At 66.2% G+C, this 16,283-nt stretch carries 14 protein-coding genes, 1 tRNA gene and 1 pseudogene; 7 read left to right on the top strand and 9 right to left on the bottom strand.

Annotated features, from left to right (window positions below; genetic code table 11):
* Positions 1-383: 383 nt before the first annotated feature.
* The 4 genes from rluB to MMB92_RS30005 all read right to left on the bottom strand — a co-directional run bounded on the left by rluB (position 384) and on the right by MMB92_RS30005 (position 5,685).
* The gene (gene rluB / locus MMB92_RS30020) at positions 384-2,135 is read right to left on the bottom strand and encodes a 23S rRNA pseudouridine(2605) synthase RluB (protein ID WP_043204911.1); all 1,752 of its coding nucleotides are present in this window, start codon (positions 2,133-2,135) and stop codon (positions 384-386) included.
* Positions 2,136-2,195: 60 nt separating this feature from the next.
* Complete coding sequence (scpB, locus tag MMB92_RS30015; RefSeq protein ID WP_048986597.1) at positions 2,196-3,233, bottom strand: SMC-Scp complex subunit ScpB; 1,038 nt, start codon at positions 3,231-3,233, stop codon at positions 2,196-2,198.
* Between the two features lie 272 nt (positions 3,234-3,505).
* Positions 3,506-4,708, bottom strand: a complete 1,203-nt coding sequence (locus MMB92_RS30010) for a pyridoxal phosphate-dependent aminotransferase (protein ID WP_258255465.1) — start codon at positions 4,706-4,708, stop codon at positions 3,506-3,508.
* A gap of 74 nt (positions 4,709-4,782) precedes the next feature.
* A complete protein-coding gene (locus tag MMB92_RS30005; protein WP_006495352.1) occupies positions 4,783-5,685 on the bottom strand; it encodes a LysR family transcriptional regulator in 903 nt (300 codons plus the stop codon).
* Positions 5,686-6,116: 431 nt separating this feature from the next.
* Between MMB92_RS30005 and MMB92_RS30000 the strand changes: the two are divergent.
* Positions 6,117-6,503: pseudogene (locus MMB92_RS30000) on the top strand (transposase); the annotation flags it as partial.
* 210 nt (positions 6,504-6,713) lie between these two features.
* Complete coding sequence (locus MMB92_RS29995; protein WP_006495353.1) at positions 6,714-6,965, top strand: hypothetical protein; 252 nt, start codon at positions 6,714-6,716, stop codon at positions 6,963-6,965.
* A 194-nt stretch (positions 6,966-7,159) separates the two neighbouring features.
* On the opposite strand, the gene MMB92_RS29990 is transcribed toward MMB92_RS29995, so the two are convergent.
* Positions 7,160-7,477 (bottom strand): hypothetical protein, encoded by a 318-nt coding sequence (locus MMB92_RS29990; protein WP_006495354.1) that lies wholly within the window; start codon positions 7,475-7,477, stop codon positions 7,160-7,162.
* A gap of 160 nt (positions 7,478-7,637) precedes the next feature.
* Between MMB92_RS29990 and MMB92_RS29985 the strand changes: the two genes are divergently transcribed.
* The 3 genes from MMB92_RS29985 to MMB92_RS29975 all read left to right on the top strand — a co-directional run bounded on the left by MMB92_RS29985 (position 7,638) and on the right by MMB92_RS29975 (position 9,233).
* The gene (locus tag MMB92_RS29985; protein ID WP_012492558.1) at positions 7,638-8,354 is read left to right on the top strand and encodes a YdcF family protein; all 717 of its coding nucleotides are present in this window, start codon (positions 7,638-7,640) and stop codon (positions 8,352-8,354) included.
* A gap of 209 nt (positions 8,355-8,563) precedes the next feature.
* On the top strand, positions 8,564-8,839 hold the full coding sequence (locus MMB92_RS29980) for a hypothetical protein (protein WP_006486101.1): 276 nt from the start codon (positions 8,564-8,566) through the stop codon (positions 8,837-8,839).
* 136 nt (positions 8,840-8,975) lie between these two features.
* Positions 8,976-9,233 carry a hypothetical protein gene (locus MMB92_RS29975; RefSeq protein ID WP_006486090.1) on the top strand — a complete coding sequence of 86 codons (258 nt, stop codon included), beginning with the start codon at positions 8,976-8,978 and terminating at the stop codon, positions 9,231-9,233.
* Positions 9,234-9,280: 47 nt separating this feature from the next.
* Here the strand turns inward: MMB92_RS29975 and MMB92_RS29970 are convergent, their stop codons facing one another.
* From MMB92_RS29970 to MMB92_RS29955, 4 genes are all read right to left on the bottom strand, one after another.
* A complete protein-coding gene (locus MMB92_RS29970) occupies positions 9,281-9,571 on the bottom strand; it encodes a putative quinol monooxygenase (RefSeq protein ID WP_006486097.1) in 291 nt (96 codons plus the stop codon).
* A 533-nt stretch (positions 9,572-10,104) separates the two neighbouring features.
* Positions 10,105-11,313: an outer membrane protein assembly factor BamC gene (bamC, locus tag MMB92_RS29965; RefSeq protein ID WP_012492557.1), complete on the bottom strand. Its 1,209-nt coding sequence runs from the start codon at positions 11,311-11,313 to the stop codon at positions 10,105-10,107.
* Positions 11,314-11,453: 140 nt separating this feature from the next.
* A tRNA-Pro gene (locus MMB92_RS29960) sits at positions 11,454-11,530 on the bottom strand.
* 131 nt (positions 11,531-11,661) lie between these two features.
* Positions 11,662-12,375 carry a methyltransferase domain-containing protein gene (locus MMB92_RS29955; RefSeq protein ID WP_006495357.1) on the bottom strand — a complete coding sequence of 238 codons (714 nt, stop codon included), beginning with the start codon at positions 12,373-12,375 and terminating at the stop codon, positions 11,662-11,664.
* Between the two features lie 319 nt (positions 12,376-12,694).
* On the opposite strand from MMB92_RS29955, the gene MMB92_RS29950 reads away from it, so the two are divergent.
* Positions 12,695-13,573 (top strand): tyrosine-protein phosphatase, encoded by an 879-nt coding sequence (locus MMB92_RS29950; RefSeq protein WP_277563136.1) that lies wholly within the window; start codon positions 12,695-12,697, stop codon positions 13,571-13,573.
* A 294-nt stretch (positions 13,574-13,867) separates the two neighbouring features.
* A complete protein-coding gene (locus tag MMB92_RS29945) occupies positions 13,868-16,078 on the top strand; it encodes a hypothetical protein (RefSeq protein ID WP_060210813.1) in 2,211 nt (736 codons plus the stop codon).
* Positions 16,079-16,283: the final 205 nt, after the last annotated feature.

Genomic DNA, 16,283 nt, shown 5'->3' with positions numbered 1-16,283 from the left:
GCGCGCGCCTTAGCCGGCGCAGGAAGCGCTACCCGAGATGCCTAACCGTTTCAGCAAAAAAAAATGGGCGGAACGCCCATCTTCTTACTGGTGGTCGCACCTGAGCCGCACATTGAATCCGTACGCCCAGCGACTCCGCGATTATAGCGATTTTTGGCGCAAACGCCAAGCCAGCCGGTAAAAGCAGCGCGTCGACAGCCTTTACGGACCAAAAATGCGAAATCGGGCTACCCGATCGACCGGTACTCCCGTGCCGCACCGGTGATCGTCGTTGTCGCGGCACGCGACACGGATCAGCCGAAACGCGTCGACAAAGCCGGCCGGATGCCGGCCTGGCCGACGCGCCAGCGGCCTTGGGCCGCCGCACGCCGACCGACAGGCGCTTAGCGGCTGCGCGTACGACTGCGCTGCGGACGCGGACCGCCGCGCGGGCCGCCGTTGCCGCCGCCATCGGCACGATTGCCGTTCGGCGTGCGGTTACCACCGCCCTTGCTGCCGCCGCGCTTGCCACCCGCGCCATCGCGCTTGGGGCCCGCGCCATACGACGCGCGATTGCCGTCGACATCGCGACCACCGCCGGCGCGGTTGCCGTCGCGGCCGCCACCCATGCGGTTGCCGTCACGACCGCCGCCCGTGCGGTTGCCGTAGCCCGACGGTGCAACCGGCAGGCTGCCGTAGCCGCTCAGGCCCGGCAGGCCCGGCGCGCCGCGCCGGCCACCACCGCGACGCGGCTGGTCGAGTTGCCCGTGCGTCGTCAGCACCGGCTCGCGGCCGATGAAACCCATCGACGTCTGCATCGGATCGGGCTGGCGCCGCTCGGTCGGACCGGCACCGCCGCGCTTGCCCTTCTCCTCGGACGGCGCCTTCAGGCCGACGGTCGCCATCAGCTTGCGCACCTGCGCATCGTCGAGCTCTTCCCAACGACCACGCTTCAGGCCGCGCGGCAGCGGAATCGGGCCGTGACGCGTACGGATCAGCCGGCTCACCATCAAGCCGACCGCTTCGAACATCCGGCGCACTTCACGGTTGCGGCCTTCGGCCAGCGCGACGTGATACCAGTGGTTCGTGCCTTCGCCGCCGCCATCGCGGATGCGCAGGAAATTCGCCGGACCGTCTTCGAGCTCGACCCCGTGCAGCAGCTTCTGCCGCATGCCTTCGGCCAGCTCGCCGACCACACGCACCGCGTACTCGCGCTCGACGCTGTAACGCGGATGCATGAAGCGGTTCGCGAGGTCGCCGGAGGTCGTCAGCATCAGCAGGCCTTCGGTATTGAAGTCGAGGCGGCCCACCGCCAGCCATTTCGCCGTCTTCATCGGCGGCAGGCGGTCGAACACCGACGGACGACCTTCCGGATCCGCGTGGCTGACGATCTCGCCGGTCGGCTTGTGATACAGCAGCACGCGCGGCGGCTTGTTCGGCAGCTTGCGCTTGACCGGCTTGCCGTTGATCCGCACCTGGTCGGTCGGCATGATCCGCTGGCCGATGTGCGCGGGCTCGCCGTTCACCGACACGCGGCCGGCAACGATCAGTTCTTCCATTTCGCGGCGCGAGCCCATGCCCGCTTCCGCCAGCACCTTGTGGAGCTTCGGCGCGTCGTCGTCCGGCGACAGCACGCGCTTGTTCGCCGGCTGGTTGCGGCCGCGACGCAGCATCGGCGCACGCACGCCGCTACCGCCCGCGGAGTTGTCCGCGTCGAAGGCGGGCGACGTCACGTACGCGAACAGTTCGTCCTGGGACGCATCGCCTTCCACAGCCTTCGCCGCGCCACCTTCGGCTTTCGATGCACCGCGACGGCCCTGGCCGCCTTGACCGCCCTTGGCCGCACTTTCGCGCTTGCCGGCCGGCTTGCGACCGCCCTTGGCCGCACCTTCCTTGCGCGGCGCACGCGCCGGCGGCGCATCGGCGGCCTCGGCCGGCTGCGCATCCGCGCCCTCGGCACCCTGCTGCTCGCCTTCGGCGCCCTTCGACTTGGCCGCCGCGCGACGCCGCGCGATCAGGCTGCGCGGGCCGCGCCGCAGACCGCGGCGGGGACGCTCGTCGCCACCCGCGGCCGAAGCATCCTGCTCCGGCGCATCGTCGGCACGCGCTGCCTGCACGGCAGGCGCGGACGATTCAATATCGTGGATATCTGTCAAAACAACCTCAAAATGTCAGGTCTCGCGCCCGGCGCGGGCGCGGCAAGAAGTTGGCCGCGATCAGGCGCGACGCTGTTCGGGTTCTGCTTCGTCGTCCGGCAGCGCGTCGGCGCCGATGGGCGCACTGGCGCTTCGTACGGCATCCGCGAGACTGTCGGACGTGTCGTCCAGCGTCTCGTCGTCCGCGGGACGGGAACGGGAGGCGTCGGCCTGATCGGCCCCGCCCGGCATGTCGCCGGCCGCTTCCGCTCCGTCTCCGGCAGCCGCTTCGGCGGCCGGCTTGCGATCTTCCTCGCTCCAATCCGCTGGCTGCGGCTCGGGCTGCACATCGGTCGGCACTGCTTCGGCGCCAACCTGTTCCGTCTGCTCCGTTTGCCCGCGATCAGCATCGAGCGTATCGCGACTCGGCATTTCCTGCGTCGACGCGACGTCGGCCGCGGCATCGCCGGAGGCCTCGGCCGACTCGCCGGCGGGCACTTCATTCGCCAGTGCCCGCGGTACGTCGCCCGCCGCATCGTCGGCCACCGGCACGTCACCGTCGAAATCCATGGCCTGCTGCGCGAGCAGCGCGGCCTCGATGTTCGCGGCCGGCTCTTCGAGCGCCGGCAGGTCGTCGAGCGCCTTCAGGCCGAGATCGTCGAGGAACTGCTTGGTCGTCGCATACAGCGCCGGACGCCCCGGCACGTCGCGATGACCGATCACCTCGATCCAGCCGCGATCCTCGAGTTGCTTGACCACCTGCGTATTGACCGTGACGCCGCGAATCTCCTCGATGTCGCCGCGCGTGACGGGCTGCCGGTACGCGATGATCGCGAGCGTTTCGAGCACCGCGCGCGAATATTTCGGCGGCTTCTCGGGATGCAGGCGATCGAGATAATGACGCATCGCCGGCTTGCTCTGAAAGCGCCATCCGGTCGCCAACGCCACCAGTTCGACACCGCGACCGGACCAATCCTGTTTCAGATCTTCGAGCAACGTGCGGACCGTGTCAGCCGACACGCCGTCGGCAAAGAGCTTGCGCAAATCGCCGAGCTTCAGCGGTTCCTGCGCGCAGATCAAAGCAGTCTCGAGGACGATCTTCGCCTCTTGGGTATTCATGCAGCTAGGCCAGACCCTGTGGTCAAACGAACCGGATCAACAAACAGACGAAAGGAACGGAAGACGCGCTCGCCCGATTCTGATCGGTCATATTGATGGGAGCACGAACCGGGGGCGGCGAACCAACTTCAGGCCAGGCCCAAACCGGACGGAACAGCACGGCTCAACGACGGAACCGCGTGACTGAGCGCCATATTACGCAAAATTGCCCGGTGCGTAAAGATGAGTGGAACAGGCCGCCGCCCGGGCGGCGCGCCCGCTCCGGCCCCGCTTCAGCGGGCGCCCGTGCCGCGTGCAAGGAACCGGCGCAGCCGCTCGACGCCCGCATCGAGCCGCGCCGGATCGCACGCGTAGCACCAGCGCACGAACCCTTCTCCCTCCGGGCCGAATGCGCGCCCGGGCGCAAGGCCGAGCCCCGCTTCGCGCACCAGCGTCGTGCAGAACGCCAGGCTGTCGGCCGCACCCGGCAGCCGCAGGAACAGGTACATCGCGCCCGGCGGGGGCGGCACCTCGACGCCCGGCAGGGTCCGCAGCGCGGCAACCAGGTGATCGCGCGCGTCGCGCAGCGCCGCGACGAACGACCGCACGAACGGCTCGCCGTCGCGCAACGCGACCTCGGCCGCGGCCTGCACGAAGCCCGGCGCACACGACGTGTTGTATTCGACGAGCTTCGACAGGTCGCCCATCATCGATGCCGGCGCAATCAGCCATCCGAGCCGCCAGCCCGTCATCGCCCACGCCTTCGAGAATGAATTGACGACCACGACGCGCTCGTCGCGCGACGCGATATCGAGGAACGACGGCGCGCCGCCGTCGCCGAATGCAAGCCGCTCGTACACCTCGTCGGCGACCAGCCAGATGCCGTGACGGCGACAATGGGCGAGCACGACCTGCTGATCGTCGCGCGACATCGTCCAGCCGGTCGGGTTGTTCGGCGAATTGATCAGCAGCATCCGCGTATCGGGCGTCAGCGCCGCGAGCAACCGGCCGACATCGAGCTGCCAGCCCGCGTCGCCATAGTCGAGCGGCACGCAGTCGACCTGTGCACCGAGGATCTTCGGAATCTCGACGAGATTCGGCCACAGCGGCGTGATCGCGACGACCCGCTCGCCCGGCCCGACCAGCATCTGCGCAGCCAGCATCAGCGCACTCACACCCGAACTCGTCACGGCCACCGTGTCCGCCGGCGTCGCACCGTGACGCGCGCCGACATAGGTCGCGATCGCGTCGCGCAGCGGCGCCGTGCCGAGATTGTGCGTGTAGAAGGTCGTGCCGTCGCGCAGCGCGGCCGCTGCGGCGTCGCGGATGAAGTCCGGCGTCACGCGATCGGATTCGCCGAACCAGAACGGCAGCATGTCCGGCACGCCGAAGCCGGCGTTTGCGACCTCGCGGATCAGCGACGGACGCAGCGCCTGCACCGCGGCACGCGCCGCCGGCTCGTCGTTTGCCGGGAAAAAACCTGCGGATTGCGTCATCGAGCACCACCGCCCAGGAACACGATCCGCGTAGTGTACCGGCCGGCAAGCCGGACCGCGCACGTTGGCAAGCGTCAGTCGAGATCCTCGGCCCTCGCCGGCATCTGCCGCACGAGTTCCCAGATCGCCTGCGCGGCGGGCGACAACGACCGGTCGCGACGACGCACCAGCTCGACGGTACGCTCGGTGCGCGGCGTGAGCGGCCGTGCGACGAGCGTCGAGCCGGCGGGCAGCGGCAGCGACAGCCACGGCTGCACGCTCACGCCGACACCGGCCTCGACCAGCCCGAACACGGTCGCCGAATGCCCGAGTTCCTGCATGACCGTCGCGTTCACGCGATGCGTGGCCAGCGCCGCATCGATCAGCGGCCGGCTGCCCGACGCATGATCGAGCAGCACGAGGCGCTCGCCGTCCAGCGCCGTCCACGGCACCTCGGCCCGCGCCGCGAGCGGATGGTCGGCGCGCGCGACAAGGCAGAACGAATCGGTCATCAGCGGCTCGCAGACGAGATCGGCGACCGTCAGCGGCCCGATCACGACGCCGAAGTCGACTTCGCTCGACTTCACCTTGCGCAGCACGTCGCTCTGCACGTCGTCGCGCAGGCCGAGCGTCACGAACGGGAACTGGCGCTCGCACGACGCCACCACGCGCGGCATCAGCCTGCATGCGATCGTCGGGCTTGCCGCGACGATCACGCGCCCGCGACGCTGCTCCCCTATTTCGCGAATCTCGCGCAGCGTGTCGTCGAGATCGTCGAGCAGGCGCGACACGCTCGCGATCAGGTTCGCGCCGACGTCGGTCAGTTGCACGTCGCGCGTCGTGCGGTCGATCAGCTTCAGCCCGAGTTCGGCCTCGAGCTCGCGCACGCAGCGGCTGACCGCGGACTGCGTGAGCCCGATCTCGTCCCCCGCCCGACTGAAGCTCCTGAGCCGCGCGACTTCGATGAATACGCGAAGCTGGCGCAGCGTAACGTTCATCTCCTGACCTCATCAATCGTCGATATCGATGCGCGATTTTAATGTGCGAACCCGGCTTCGGCGAACGAATCCGGCACCCGCCGCACATGTTTCGCTGCGGTGCAATACGTTCGCAAACGCACGTGACACGGGCGAATTGCACAAGATTGGTGATTGTCCCGATTTGCTGCCGGGTTATTTTGGCGTCTTATACGCCCCTAGCTGACTTAGCCGTTAGCTCGCTGCCAAGCGGCTCTCGAGGAATTCACCTCCGACATGGCACGCTTCGTGCATTACCTGGCGCACAGGGCACAGGTTTCGTCGGACGGAAGAGCAGAAACGCCGCTGCCGGCCAACCGGACGCCCCCACCCGGCACTCGCCGATCGAGTGCCTGAAGAGTGCGCGGCGCAGGGCAGCGCACCGGAGTTAGCTTCGCTGAGGTGAGGACATGATGCTGTTCGACGATTTGAGAGATAACGAGTGGGCGCTGGTCGAGGGTCTGTTTTGCTCGGAGCCCGCACGGAGTGAGCGGCGCGGCCGTCCCCGCGTGGAAGCCCGGTCGGTGGTCAACGCCGTACTGTGGGTACTGTCGACGGGTGAAGGTTGGTCGAAACTGCCGGGCCGCTATCCGTCCCCGCCGACCTGCCGCCGCCGCTTCGACGAATGGCAGGCCGACGGCACGCTCGCCGAGATCGTGAAGCGACTCGGCACGAGCGGTCGGCAAATCTCGCTGCGCGGACGCATCGGCGCAAGCGCGGCGAAGCCGCCTGCCCCGCCGAGCCGCGACCGGCTGCGCGGCGCCTTCTGGACCAACCCGGAATCCTGGCGCGCGCCCGTCAAGATGGCGTAACGCATGCTCGATCGGGCGGCTTCGGCCGCCCGGTTTCTTTCTGCGATGCGACTTTGTCGCGACGCATGTCTTGCCGTCGATTACCGTTGTCGTGCCGCGAAACATCTATTTACTATTATTTACAGCAAGCCTGCACTCCCACGCTTACCTTAGCGACATATCAACAGGCCGCACGGACGGCTTGAAGGGAGCCCCGCCATGAAAACAATGTCACTGCTCGTTGCATGCGGCATTGTCGTTTCCGTGGCGCTCGCCGCTCCTGTCCATGCCGACGATCGCGTGAAGCCGCCCCATCGCCAGCAGGATCATCGCAACACCCTCCGCCAGCCGCCGTCCGCCAACTCGTCCAGCCGGCAAACCGTGCCGCGCGGCGACTTGCGTGGCGACATCGCGAGCAACGCACGGGCGCGGATCGGCTCGCAGCCGCCGGGCGTGCCGCGTCATCCGTAGTCCTGCCGATTTCGACGTTTCGCCAAAGAAAATGCCCGCATCCGGGAACTGCGCCGCATGCAGCGAGTCACATCGTTGCCATGAGCACAGCGTGGCAGCAGCAAAAGTATCCGGTACGCCCGTATCCTCGCGATACGGGCTTTTTTTGCGTCGCCGGCCTGCCGCGGCGATGCACGGGGCGGGATGAAGAACCGCTACAGGCGGCTTTCGAGAATCGCCACGGCGCTCGCTTCGCTCAATGCGTAGTCGTCCATGCGGCGATCAGTCCAGGACAGTAATTTCTCGTCGCGCTCGAGGCGCGAGAATTCGGCTCGACCGCTGTCGGTCAGTACGGCGATGTCGACCGGTGCATGGAAGCCCGGTGCGGGGGCAACGGTCTTCTGCCTGACCGTGTCCATCAGCCCGAGCGAACGGAGATACTCGAACACGCCCGGGCGGCGTGCCCACGGTACCTGGCGGTACTGCACTCGTCTCAATGCGTCGAGCACCGCTTCGTTGGAATACGTGGCCATCTCGATTCTTTCTTAAAGTGCAGCGACAATGCGAAGCGGCGCGCCGGGCGGGGTCTCCGCCCGCCGAAACCGCCACCGATTCTGGAGGCCGACGTTGTTCGGCGTCGCGTCAGGGCCGGATCGTCAGCCGTCCATAAAAAGACACCATACCCCAATCAAATTGATTCTGTTCGATTCATTTGTACTTCTCTTCATCGGTTTCATGCTCTGCCGCAAGCGGCGTCGAACCATTTCGATCGTCGCCGCTGCGCTGTTCTGGCTGCTCGCGACGGGCTGGCTCGCCGCGCCGCTGATCGCCTGGAGCGAGGCCGGCGTCACGCCGGTCGAGCATCCCGACATGCATGGACGAACCACGCTGATCCTCATCGGCGCCGGCACGCTTCGCACCGATGCCGGATTGCAGCCGCCGCCCGACGGCGCCGCGCGCATCCGCAAGATTGCGGCGCTCTATCGTACGTGCCGGCAGCAGGCCGAACGCTGCACCGTGGTGATGTCGGGCGGCGATCCGCAGCATCACGGCGATACCGAGGCGGCCGTCTACGGGCGCCAGCTCGTCGCGCAAGGCGTGGCGCCGGCCGACCTCGTGCTCGAACCGAACAGCCGTACAACCTACGAAAACGCGAAATTCACTGCGTCTATACTACGCTCACAGTATGACGACGCGCGCATTCTCGTCACGTCGTCGTACCAGATGCGCCGGGCGCTGCTCGATTTCCGCCGCTTCGGCATCGATCCGCAACCCGTTTATGCGAATCTCCGGCGCGCGCAGACGGGGTGGCTGCCGCGCTGGCGCAATGTGGCCAACGCCGAACACGCGCTGCACGAGCTGGTCGGGATCGCGCAATTCCACGTGTATCGTTGGCTCGGCTGGTTTTGACGACGGCGCGGAAATCGCCGCACTCCGCTGGATGGCAGGCGCGTGACGAACCGCGCGAAGTGTTGCGCGACTTCAACGGGGCCTTGCGTCGTGCGGCGATCCGGTGCACATTGATCCGTCACTTTTGTTACACTCGACACGCACTCGATTGCAGTCGCCAGACAAAACGGCAACACTCGGGTTCATCACCACTTAGCGGAGGTAAAGCAATGAAGAAGACGTCCCTGGCTATCCTGGTAGCGATGTCGGCGCTGACTGGCGCAGCGTATGCGCAAGAGAGCACGCAGATCCAGACCATCACCGATCCGGCCAAGATCGCCGAGATCGAGCAGCGTGCACAAGCGCTGCAACAGCAGCAAGCGGCCGAAGCGGCTCAGCCGGCGGCGCAGGAAGAGCATCACCACGGCAAGAAGGCTGCGCATCACAAGGCAGCTGCGAAGAAGGCCGGCAAGAAGGCAAAGGCTGCAGACGCTGCCAGCCAGTAAGTTCGGCGGCACCGCATCAGCGAAAAGCCGAATCCGGGCAACCGGGTTCGGCTTTTTTGGTTGCGGCGCCCGCGCGCTGTGCTAAAGTCGCGCACCGAAATTTTCCACCCGTGCGCACCCCGGTGCGGAGGACAGCATGAGCAACATTCAACTCGACATCGAGTGGACCGAAGCCGCCACTCGCAAGATCAAGCAACTGATGCCCCGCGGCTCGGACGACGCGTTCCTCGCGCTGCCGCCGATCGAGTGCCTGCCGATGGAGGGCGACGTGCTGTTCCTCGGCCCGCAAGGCAAGCAGCAACCGTTCATCGTTGCCGAGCGCCAGTATCACCATGACGGCGACGCAGACTGGACGATCATCCTGATTCTCGACGTACCCAGCGCGTCGCACTGACGCGCCGCCGCGACCGGACACGTCCGGTCGCCCCACCCGGCTCAGACTCAGAGGAGCTTCGACAGCACGCGGATTTCGGAACGCTCGATCCAGTCCGCGGCCGCTTCGCGATAAGCGAGAATATGCGCGGAACGCGCATGAGCGGCCAGCGCCTCCTCGCTCTCCCAACGCTCGACGAATACGAACCGCGCGGGCTCCTTCAGATCGCGGTGCAGGTCGTACTGCAACGCGCCGGCTTCGTTGCGGGTCGGCTCGACGATTCCCTCGAGCACGGCGCGCAGTTTTTCCTCGGCCCCCGGCTTCGCCACGATCAGCGCCACGACTGCAATTTCCGCCATTCCCGCCTCCTTCATCCGAAAAAGTCCGAGAATACGCGAATCCCGCGCCGCACATCGGCTACCCGGATACGACATGGCGACGGCACCAAAAAAATAGCCCGCGCTTCAGAGAAGCGCGGGCGAAACCGTCGCCCTACGAGGATAGGCGACGGGGCCATCGAGATCCGCACGCTGGCGCGGACCATCATCTGTTGCGCCGACGCTTGGCGCGTCGGCATGTGAAGGCGTCGATCCCGTTGTTCATGCGCTCGCCGCGCATTCCCGGTCCCTGACGCCGTCCTCCCTGTTCTAACGATTCAAACCTATAAAGCAGGTTTCGTGCCAGGCATTACACGCGCAATATTCCATTGATTTATAAGGAAAAATTTTTAGATCGACGACAATGTGACACGTGTTCTGTCGTCGTAACGCGCGGATGTTACGTAACGTCACGAGAAGGGACGGGCCCCGCCGAACATGCGCACACGCTGGCGAGCGGACATGAAAAAAGCCCGCCGAATGGCGGGCTTTTCAAGGGTGCGGAGACGCCGGGATCAGCGGAGCTGATTCACGAGCAACCCCATGATCTGGCGAGCGGCCGACGACGAATCGATTGCGCCCGAATCGTCGACGACCGCGACACGCGTCTGATCGGCCGTAAGCGCCTTCACGTTGACGCGATACTGCTTCGCCTGCTTTTCCTTCTTGCCGTGGAACAGCTGGCTCCAGAAGCCCTGCTCGGCCGAGCTCAGATCCTTCGGATCGACATAGCGCACGAAATACAGGCCCTTCGTGCGATCGCGATCGTCGACGGTGAAATTCGCGCGATCGAGCGCGAGACCGACGTGCAGCCACGACCGGTCGTACGGCTCGCCGAGCGTGACTTCGGACGGCACGGCCGCTTCGGCCGCGTCATTGCCTTGCGCCGACGTACGCGAGACGTTCTGCGCAGCGATCGCCGCGGCAGCCTTCGACGACGCGTCGGCATCGGCCTTCTTGTCCTTCGAGACCGCGTTGTCCTTGATGTTCGCGATCGGCGGTTCGCCGTTCTTCGCGCGCTGCTCGTTCTGCGCGAGCACGGCCATCAGCCGCTTCAGGTATTCCGTCTCGAGCGCCGGATCGTTCGGCTTCGGTTCCCACTTGCTCGAATCGTTGTTCGCGCCGGTGATCGCCTCGCGCATGCCCTTCTGGCTGATGAACACGTAGGTGCCGCCGTTCGGCGCCGAATCGAGACGCGTGCGGTACTTGTTGCGCTCGGCCGTCACATACGAATTGCCCATCGCCTTCGAGATCACGCTGCGGATCAAGCCGTCGTTGATCTGCGGATGGGTTTCGTTCCAGTCGGTTTCCATCACGCCCTTGTCGCGCTGGTCGACGACGAGCAGGAAGCCCTGCTCCTGCCAGAAACGGCGAACCTGCGGCCAGATCGCGGCCGGCTGCTTGCCGTCGATCACGAGCCAGCTTTCGGTGCCGTCGCGCTGGATATGCATGCCGGCGACGGCCGGCGCGACGGTGTCCAGCGCAGGCGCGGCCTGCTGGACCTGCTGGAGCGCGGACAGGGAAGTCGCGCCGCCCTGGGGCGGCAGCGAACGCTGATCGGCCGTCTCGTCGAGCATGTTGGGCGGCACTGCGAGCGACGCTTCCTTCGATTTCGAATCGCTCTTGTAGTCCACTTTCGTGGGCGACGACGTACCGCAACCGGCGACGAGCGCGCCGGTGGCGAGCACTGCAGCGAACCGCATGGTAAGACGAAGATCAGTCATGTTCGGGGAATCCTCTTCCGCTAAATCACGGCGCTTTCCGTGGATCAACCTTGCATTTTACCGGGGCCGCGTTGCTATGTGCAAAAAAGCGGCGGCCAAGAAAAAACCCGCGTCAGCTTGAGCTGACGCGGGTTCTTGTCTGGTCGGGGCGAGAGGATTTGAACCTCCGACCACCTGCACCCCATGCAGGTACGCTACCAGGCTGCGCTACGCCCCGAAAGAAAAAAATTATAACAGACAGTTTCCCGATTTAGAACGGGTCGCATGCATTTTGTGAATGTTCTCGTGCAATTTTTTGGCGTGATGGCGGCGATGCAGGCAATCCGCGGCACTCACCGCGCATCGTCGTCACCGCTTGCGTGCGACGCAGATGACCGTCAGGCCGGCGACGCGATTGAAGCGGAACATCGGCAGCTCGATGCGGCAGATCGTCTTCAGCAAGCCGTTGACGAACGGATGATGACGACGCAGTTGCGACGCAGGCTCGCGCGGCTGCGAACGCGCCCGCTCGCCCAGCCGCAACGCGGCCGCGAGCGGAAACGTGAGGCCGAAATAATAGGCGCCGTGCTCGACGTCGAGCCCGGCACGCCGCACCACGCCCTCGAGGCCGCCGAGCGTATACCTGCGCTTGTGTTCGAGGAAATCGTCGTGGCCGCTCCACAGGAACTGGAACGCGGGCACCGTGATCAGGAACCGGCTGCCCGACGGCGCACCCTGCACGTACTGCGTCAGCAGCCCGACGTCGTCGTCGACATGCTCGAGCACGTCCATCAGCAACACGAGATCGGCATCGAATCGATCGACGGCGCGCCGAAAGTGGATGGGCTTGCCGGCCGCCTCGCCGTCGCTGTCGTCGGCATAGCTCGTATCGACACACCACGCTTCCGTCGCTTGCGTGCGTTCGAGCAGATGCTTCGAGAAAAAACCGGAGCCCGCACCGACGTCGAGTATCCGGTTCGCGCCCGACGCGCCCAGGAACCGGCGAATCGCGCTCGCCTTCGACGCGTAGTACCAGTGATCGCCCACCCCCGCACCGAGTACGTCGACTTCCTTCAGGTCCATGGCGCTTCCCCGTGATGGCTGCCGTGTCGTGATATCGAACCCGCCACTGATGCCGATCTTACCTCGCCGCCATCGCCGCGCGTATCGGTCGATGCCCGGGGCCGCGCCGCTACCCGGCATTCGCCCCTAATCGAAAAGGACGATGGCCGCTTCACGGCAAATCGCTACCGTGCGGTAAGCCGGCGCGAGATCGACGTGCCCGGCAAGCCGTCCGACTGCATGCCGATCGACCCGGCTCGCCCCGGCCTTGCCATGTCGCGCGCGGGCAGCGGCACCGCGGTCGCGACGCCTGGTAACCGTCTCCGACACAGGGCATCGAATGCATCAGAAAAACGAAATTTCCCGTCGACATTTTCTCCGGCTGGGCGCCGGCACGATCGGCATCGCGCTGGGAAGCGCGTCGCTGCTGTCGGCATGCGGCGGCGACGCGATAGCGGTCGCGCCGGTCACGACGCCGCGGCTGGCGTCCGCGTCGAACTTTCGCGACACGGCCGGGCCGGACGGAACCGGCTACGTGACGACCAGCGGCGCGAAGATGAAGAAAGGCGCGATCTATCGCTCGCCCGCGCTCGCGCTGTCCGCCGCCGACGTCGCGACCGTCGGCACGCTCGGCATCACGCAGGTCGATGACCTGCGCACGCCCGCCGAGATCAAGACGCAACCCGATGTACCGCTCGCCGGCGCCGCCTGGCAAAACCTCAACGTGCTCGGGGCCGCCAGTATCGACCCGATTCCGACGAGCGGCGCGACCGCGACGGCATTCATGCTGAGCATGTATCGCGCATTCGTCACGTCGGACAGCGCGCACGCCAGCTACCACGCGCTGTTCACCGGCTTCGCGGGCAGCGGCGACAATCTGGTGTTCCACTGCACGGCGGGCAAGGATCGCACCGGCTGGGCGACCGCCATTCTGCACTCGATCCTCGGCATCTCCGGGCAAACGATTCTGGCCGACTACCTGCTGACCAACGTCTATAGCGCAGCCGATATCGCCGCTTCGGTCGCCCACGCCCGACAAGCCGGCGGACAAAACGCGGCGGACATGATGACCGCACTGCAAGGCGCACACGCCGACTATCTGCAGGCGGCCTTCGATCAGGTCGTGACGTCGTACGGCTCGATGGCGTCGTACCTCGAGAGCGGCCTGCAACTCGATCCGGCCACGCAAAACGCGATCCGGGAGCGCCTGCTGGTCTGACCGGCCGTTGCTGTGCGCATCCGGTGAAACCCGCGCCGGCCAAGGCCGGCCGCGGTTTTTCAGGGCTGCCTCGAAAGACGCCGACCGCCGGCCCGCACAAACCAAACGGCCGTTTGATACGGCCGTCCATCCACCGCGAATCCGTTGTCTGGCCGCCCGCCGGCGCCCCGCGCCCGGGCGTCCGTTGTTTGGTAACGCCGCTCTAGCGCGCTATGACACACTGCACGGCATCGACGCTCGCGCCGTGCAGTCGCGCGCGCCGCCGTCGATCAAGACAAGACATGGAGACAGACGATGCGGAATGCGGTCCGGCGCGGCCATCGCTCGCCTTTGGCAATTTTCGACTGGTTTTCCGGCCTGCGACGCACGGTCGCCCCGGGATCGCCCACGACGTCCCGCGTGTTCGGCTGCGGCGCGCTGGCGCTTGCAGTCCTCTGCACCGGCTGCGCGGAATCGGCCGCGCAGCGCGACAGCAACACGTCCATCGCATCGACGAAGATCGAACGCACCAAGGCCGAGCGGCTCGCGCGCGAACAGCAGATCGCGCGCACCGTGCCGTCGCTCGCATCGATCAGCCTCACGCAGCCGCGCCCGTTCACGCTGCGCGACTCGGGCCAGAACGGCGCGATGACGTTCCTGCGCGACGTCGATTTCCGCATCGTCAACAACCTCGGCTTCTTCATCCACCAGTTGTCGGCCACGCTCGTGCCGACGCAGGCCGGCGCGCCGATCGTCTTCGACGATCCGACGAGCTTCGAGATCGACGTACATGAAGGCACGGTGACGCTCGACAACGCGAAGCTGACCGCCCTCTTCAACACCTACATCTTCGGCTATCGCAACGCGCCGCTGCGCAAGCTCGCGGTGTCGGCCGGCGACGGCGTGATCCATCTGCAAGGCGAGATGCAGCGCGACGGCTGGGTACCGTTCTCGCTGACCGGCACGCTCGCGATCCGCGACGGCAGCCAGCTCGTGTTCCACCCGACCGGCGTACGCGTGTCGGGTATCAACGCGCAGCCGGTGATGCGCGCGGCCAACGTGAAGATGGCCGACCTGCTGAAGGTGCAGACCCCGATCGCGCAACTTGCCGGCGACGATCTCGTGATGGCGGTCGACAAGCTGATGCCGCCACCGCGCCTGAAGCTCACGATCACCGCCGTGCGCGTGACGCCGGCAGGCCTCGACCTGAAGCTCGACGACGGCACGCATGCCGGCTTCGCGATGCCGGCGAATGCCCCGCAGCAGGCGATGTACATCCGCGGCGGCGACGTGAAGTTCATGCGCTCGATGCCGATGAACGCCGACATCCTGATCGGTCCGGTCGATTCGTCGAAGCGCGAGCAGACGTTCGTGTTCGACCTGTATCACTATCGCGACCAGGTGTCGGCCGGTTACTTCAACTTCGACGAAAGCGGCGCGATGGCGATCCGGATGCCTTCGTATACGGGCCCGGCGAGCGGCGCGCTGCTCGGCAACGCGGCGGCGCGCCTGAACGACAGCTTCCTCGCCGCGCAGCAGACTGCGCTGCGCGACGTGCGCCAGCACTGGGAAGCGTACGCGCTCGCTGCGGATGCGATGCGGCCCGGCATGCAGAAGGTCGCGATGCGGCGCACGTCGACGACGCCGTTCAACGAACGGCACGTGTCGAACCGCAACCCAACGATCCATCTGCGCAACGTCGACTTCAACCTGTCCGGCGATATCGGCTTTCATGTCGAGGATCTCGACGTGGAACTCGTGTCGAGACGGCCCGGCGAACCAGTCGATCTCGACGATCCGAACCAGTACGACATCCGCATTCTCGGCGGCACGGTCGTCGAATCGTGGAAGGCGATGTCGGCGCTCTTCAACAACTACCTGCTCGACTATTCGCCGCGTTCGCTGAACGACCTGCAACTGAGCGCGGACGGGCAGAACCTGCGCGTCCAGGGCGGCATCAAGCTGTGGAATCACGTACCGGGGGTCTGGCTGCCCACCGACATGAAGGGCTCGCTGACGGTGCTCGACGACCGGCACCTCGCCTTCAAGCCGTCGCAGGTGTCGGTGCTCGGCATCCCGCAGGCGACGCTGCTGCGCTCGCTCGGCATCGAGCTCGCGTCGCTGACGCCGTTGCGCCGACGCGGCGCGGAACTGCGCGGCGACACGCTCGTACTCGACCAGTACACCGTGTTCCCGCCGCCCGTGCTGAACGGCAAGCTCGGCCAGGCAACGGTCGAACGCGACGGCTTGCGTCTCACGTTCCGGCGCGCAGCGGGTGCACCCACGCCGAAGCGGCCGCAGATCGATGCACCGAGCTACATGTGGATGGAAGGCGGCGACATGAAGATGTTCAACGTGCTCGAACTGAACGTGCGCGCGTTGATCCGGAATTCGGCCGAGGCGGGCCCGATGCGGTTCGACCTGTACGGATACCGCAGCCAGGTCGCGCAGGGCTCGGTGCGGATGCTGCCGGACGGCACGCTGGTCGTCGACATCGGGCAGAAGAATCCGCTCGCATCGCGCTGATCCGCATGCGCGACCCGCATGAAAAAGCCCGGTGGCAGGTCGCCAACCGGGCTTTTTCAATGCTGCCTGCGCGCCGTGCGCTTGTATGTTCAGTACTGACCAGTACGGTAAAGTCTGGTGGTAGCCAGACGAGACCGTGCAGTTTGCCCCGCGCTTGGGTGTTGGAGCCCGTGACTGAGTACAAAACGCACGGTTGCCGTGCTGG

It is taken from the genome of Burkholderia sp. IO2 (assembly GCF_029522185.1).
GTDB classification, from domain to species: Bacteria; Pseudomonadota; Gammaproteobacteria; order Burkholderiales; family Burkholderiaceae; genus Burkholderia; species Burkholderia cenocepacia.
The sequence above is the reverse complement of the archived record's forward strand: the minus strand, read 5'-3'. Positions and strand labels throughout refer to the sequence as shown.

What these genes read in the sequence shown, in the direction of transcription:
- scpB (WP_048986597.1), bottom strand. Translation starts at nt 3,233, where the DNA reads ATGAATACCCAAGAGGCGAAGATCGTCCTCGAGACTGCTTTGATCTGC.
- MMB92_RS30010 (WP_258255465.1), bottom strand. Translation starts at nt 4,708, where the DNA reads ATGACGCAATCCGCAGGTTTTTTCCCGGCAAACGACGAGCCGGCGGCG.
- MMB92_RS30005 (WP_006495352.1), bottom strand. Translation starts at nt 5,685, where the DNA reads ATGAACGTTACGCTGCGCCAGCTTCGCGTATTCATCGAAGTCGCGCGG.
- MMB92_RS29995 (WP_006495353.1), top strand. Translation starts at nt 6,714, where the DNA reads ATGAAAACAATGTCACTGCTCGTTGCATGCGGCATTGTCGTTTCCGTG.
- MMB92_RS29990 (WP_006495354.1), bottom strand. Translation starts at nt 7,477, where the DNA reads ATGGCCACGTATTCCAACGAAGCGGTGCTCGACGCATTGAGACGAGTG.
- MMB92_RS29980 (WP_006486101.1), top strand. Translation starts at nt 8,564, where the DNA reads ATGAAGAAGACGTCCCTGGCTATCCTGGTAGCGATGTCGGCGCTGACT.
- MMB92_RS29975 (WP_006486090.1), top strand. Translation starts at nt 8,976, where the DNA reads ATGAGCAACATTCAACTCGACATCGAGTGGACCGAAGCCGCCACTCGC.
- MMB92_RS29970 (WP_006486097.1), bottom strand. Translation starts at nt 9,571, where the DNA reads ATGGCGGAAATTGCAGTCGTGGCGCTGATCGTGGCGAAGCCGGGGGCC.
- bamC (WP_012492557.1), bottom strand. Translation starts at nt 11,313, where the DNA reads ATGACTGATCTTCGTCTTACCATGCGGTTCGCTGCAGTGCTCGCCACC.
- MMB92_RS29955 (WP_006495357.1), bottom strand. Translation starts at nt 12,375, where the DNA reads ATGGACCTGAAGGAAGTCGACGTACTCGGTGCGGGGGTGGGCGATCAC.
- MMB92_RS29950 (WP_277563136.1), top strand. Translation starts at nt 12,695, where the DNA reads ATGCATCAGAAAAACGAAATTTCCCGTCGACATTTTCTCCGGCTGGGC.
- MMB92_RS29945 (WP_060210813.1), top strand. Translation starts at nt 13,868, where the DNA reads ATGCGGAATGCGGTCCGGCGCGGCCATCGCTCGCCTTTGGCAATTTTC.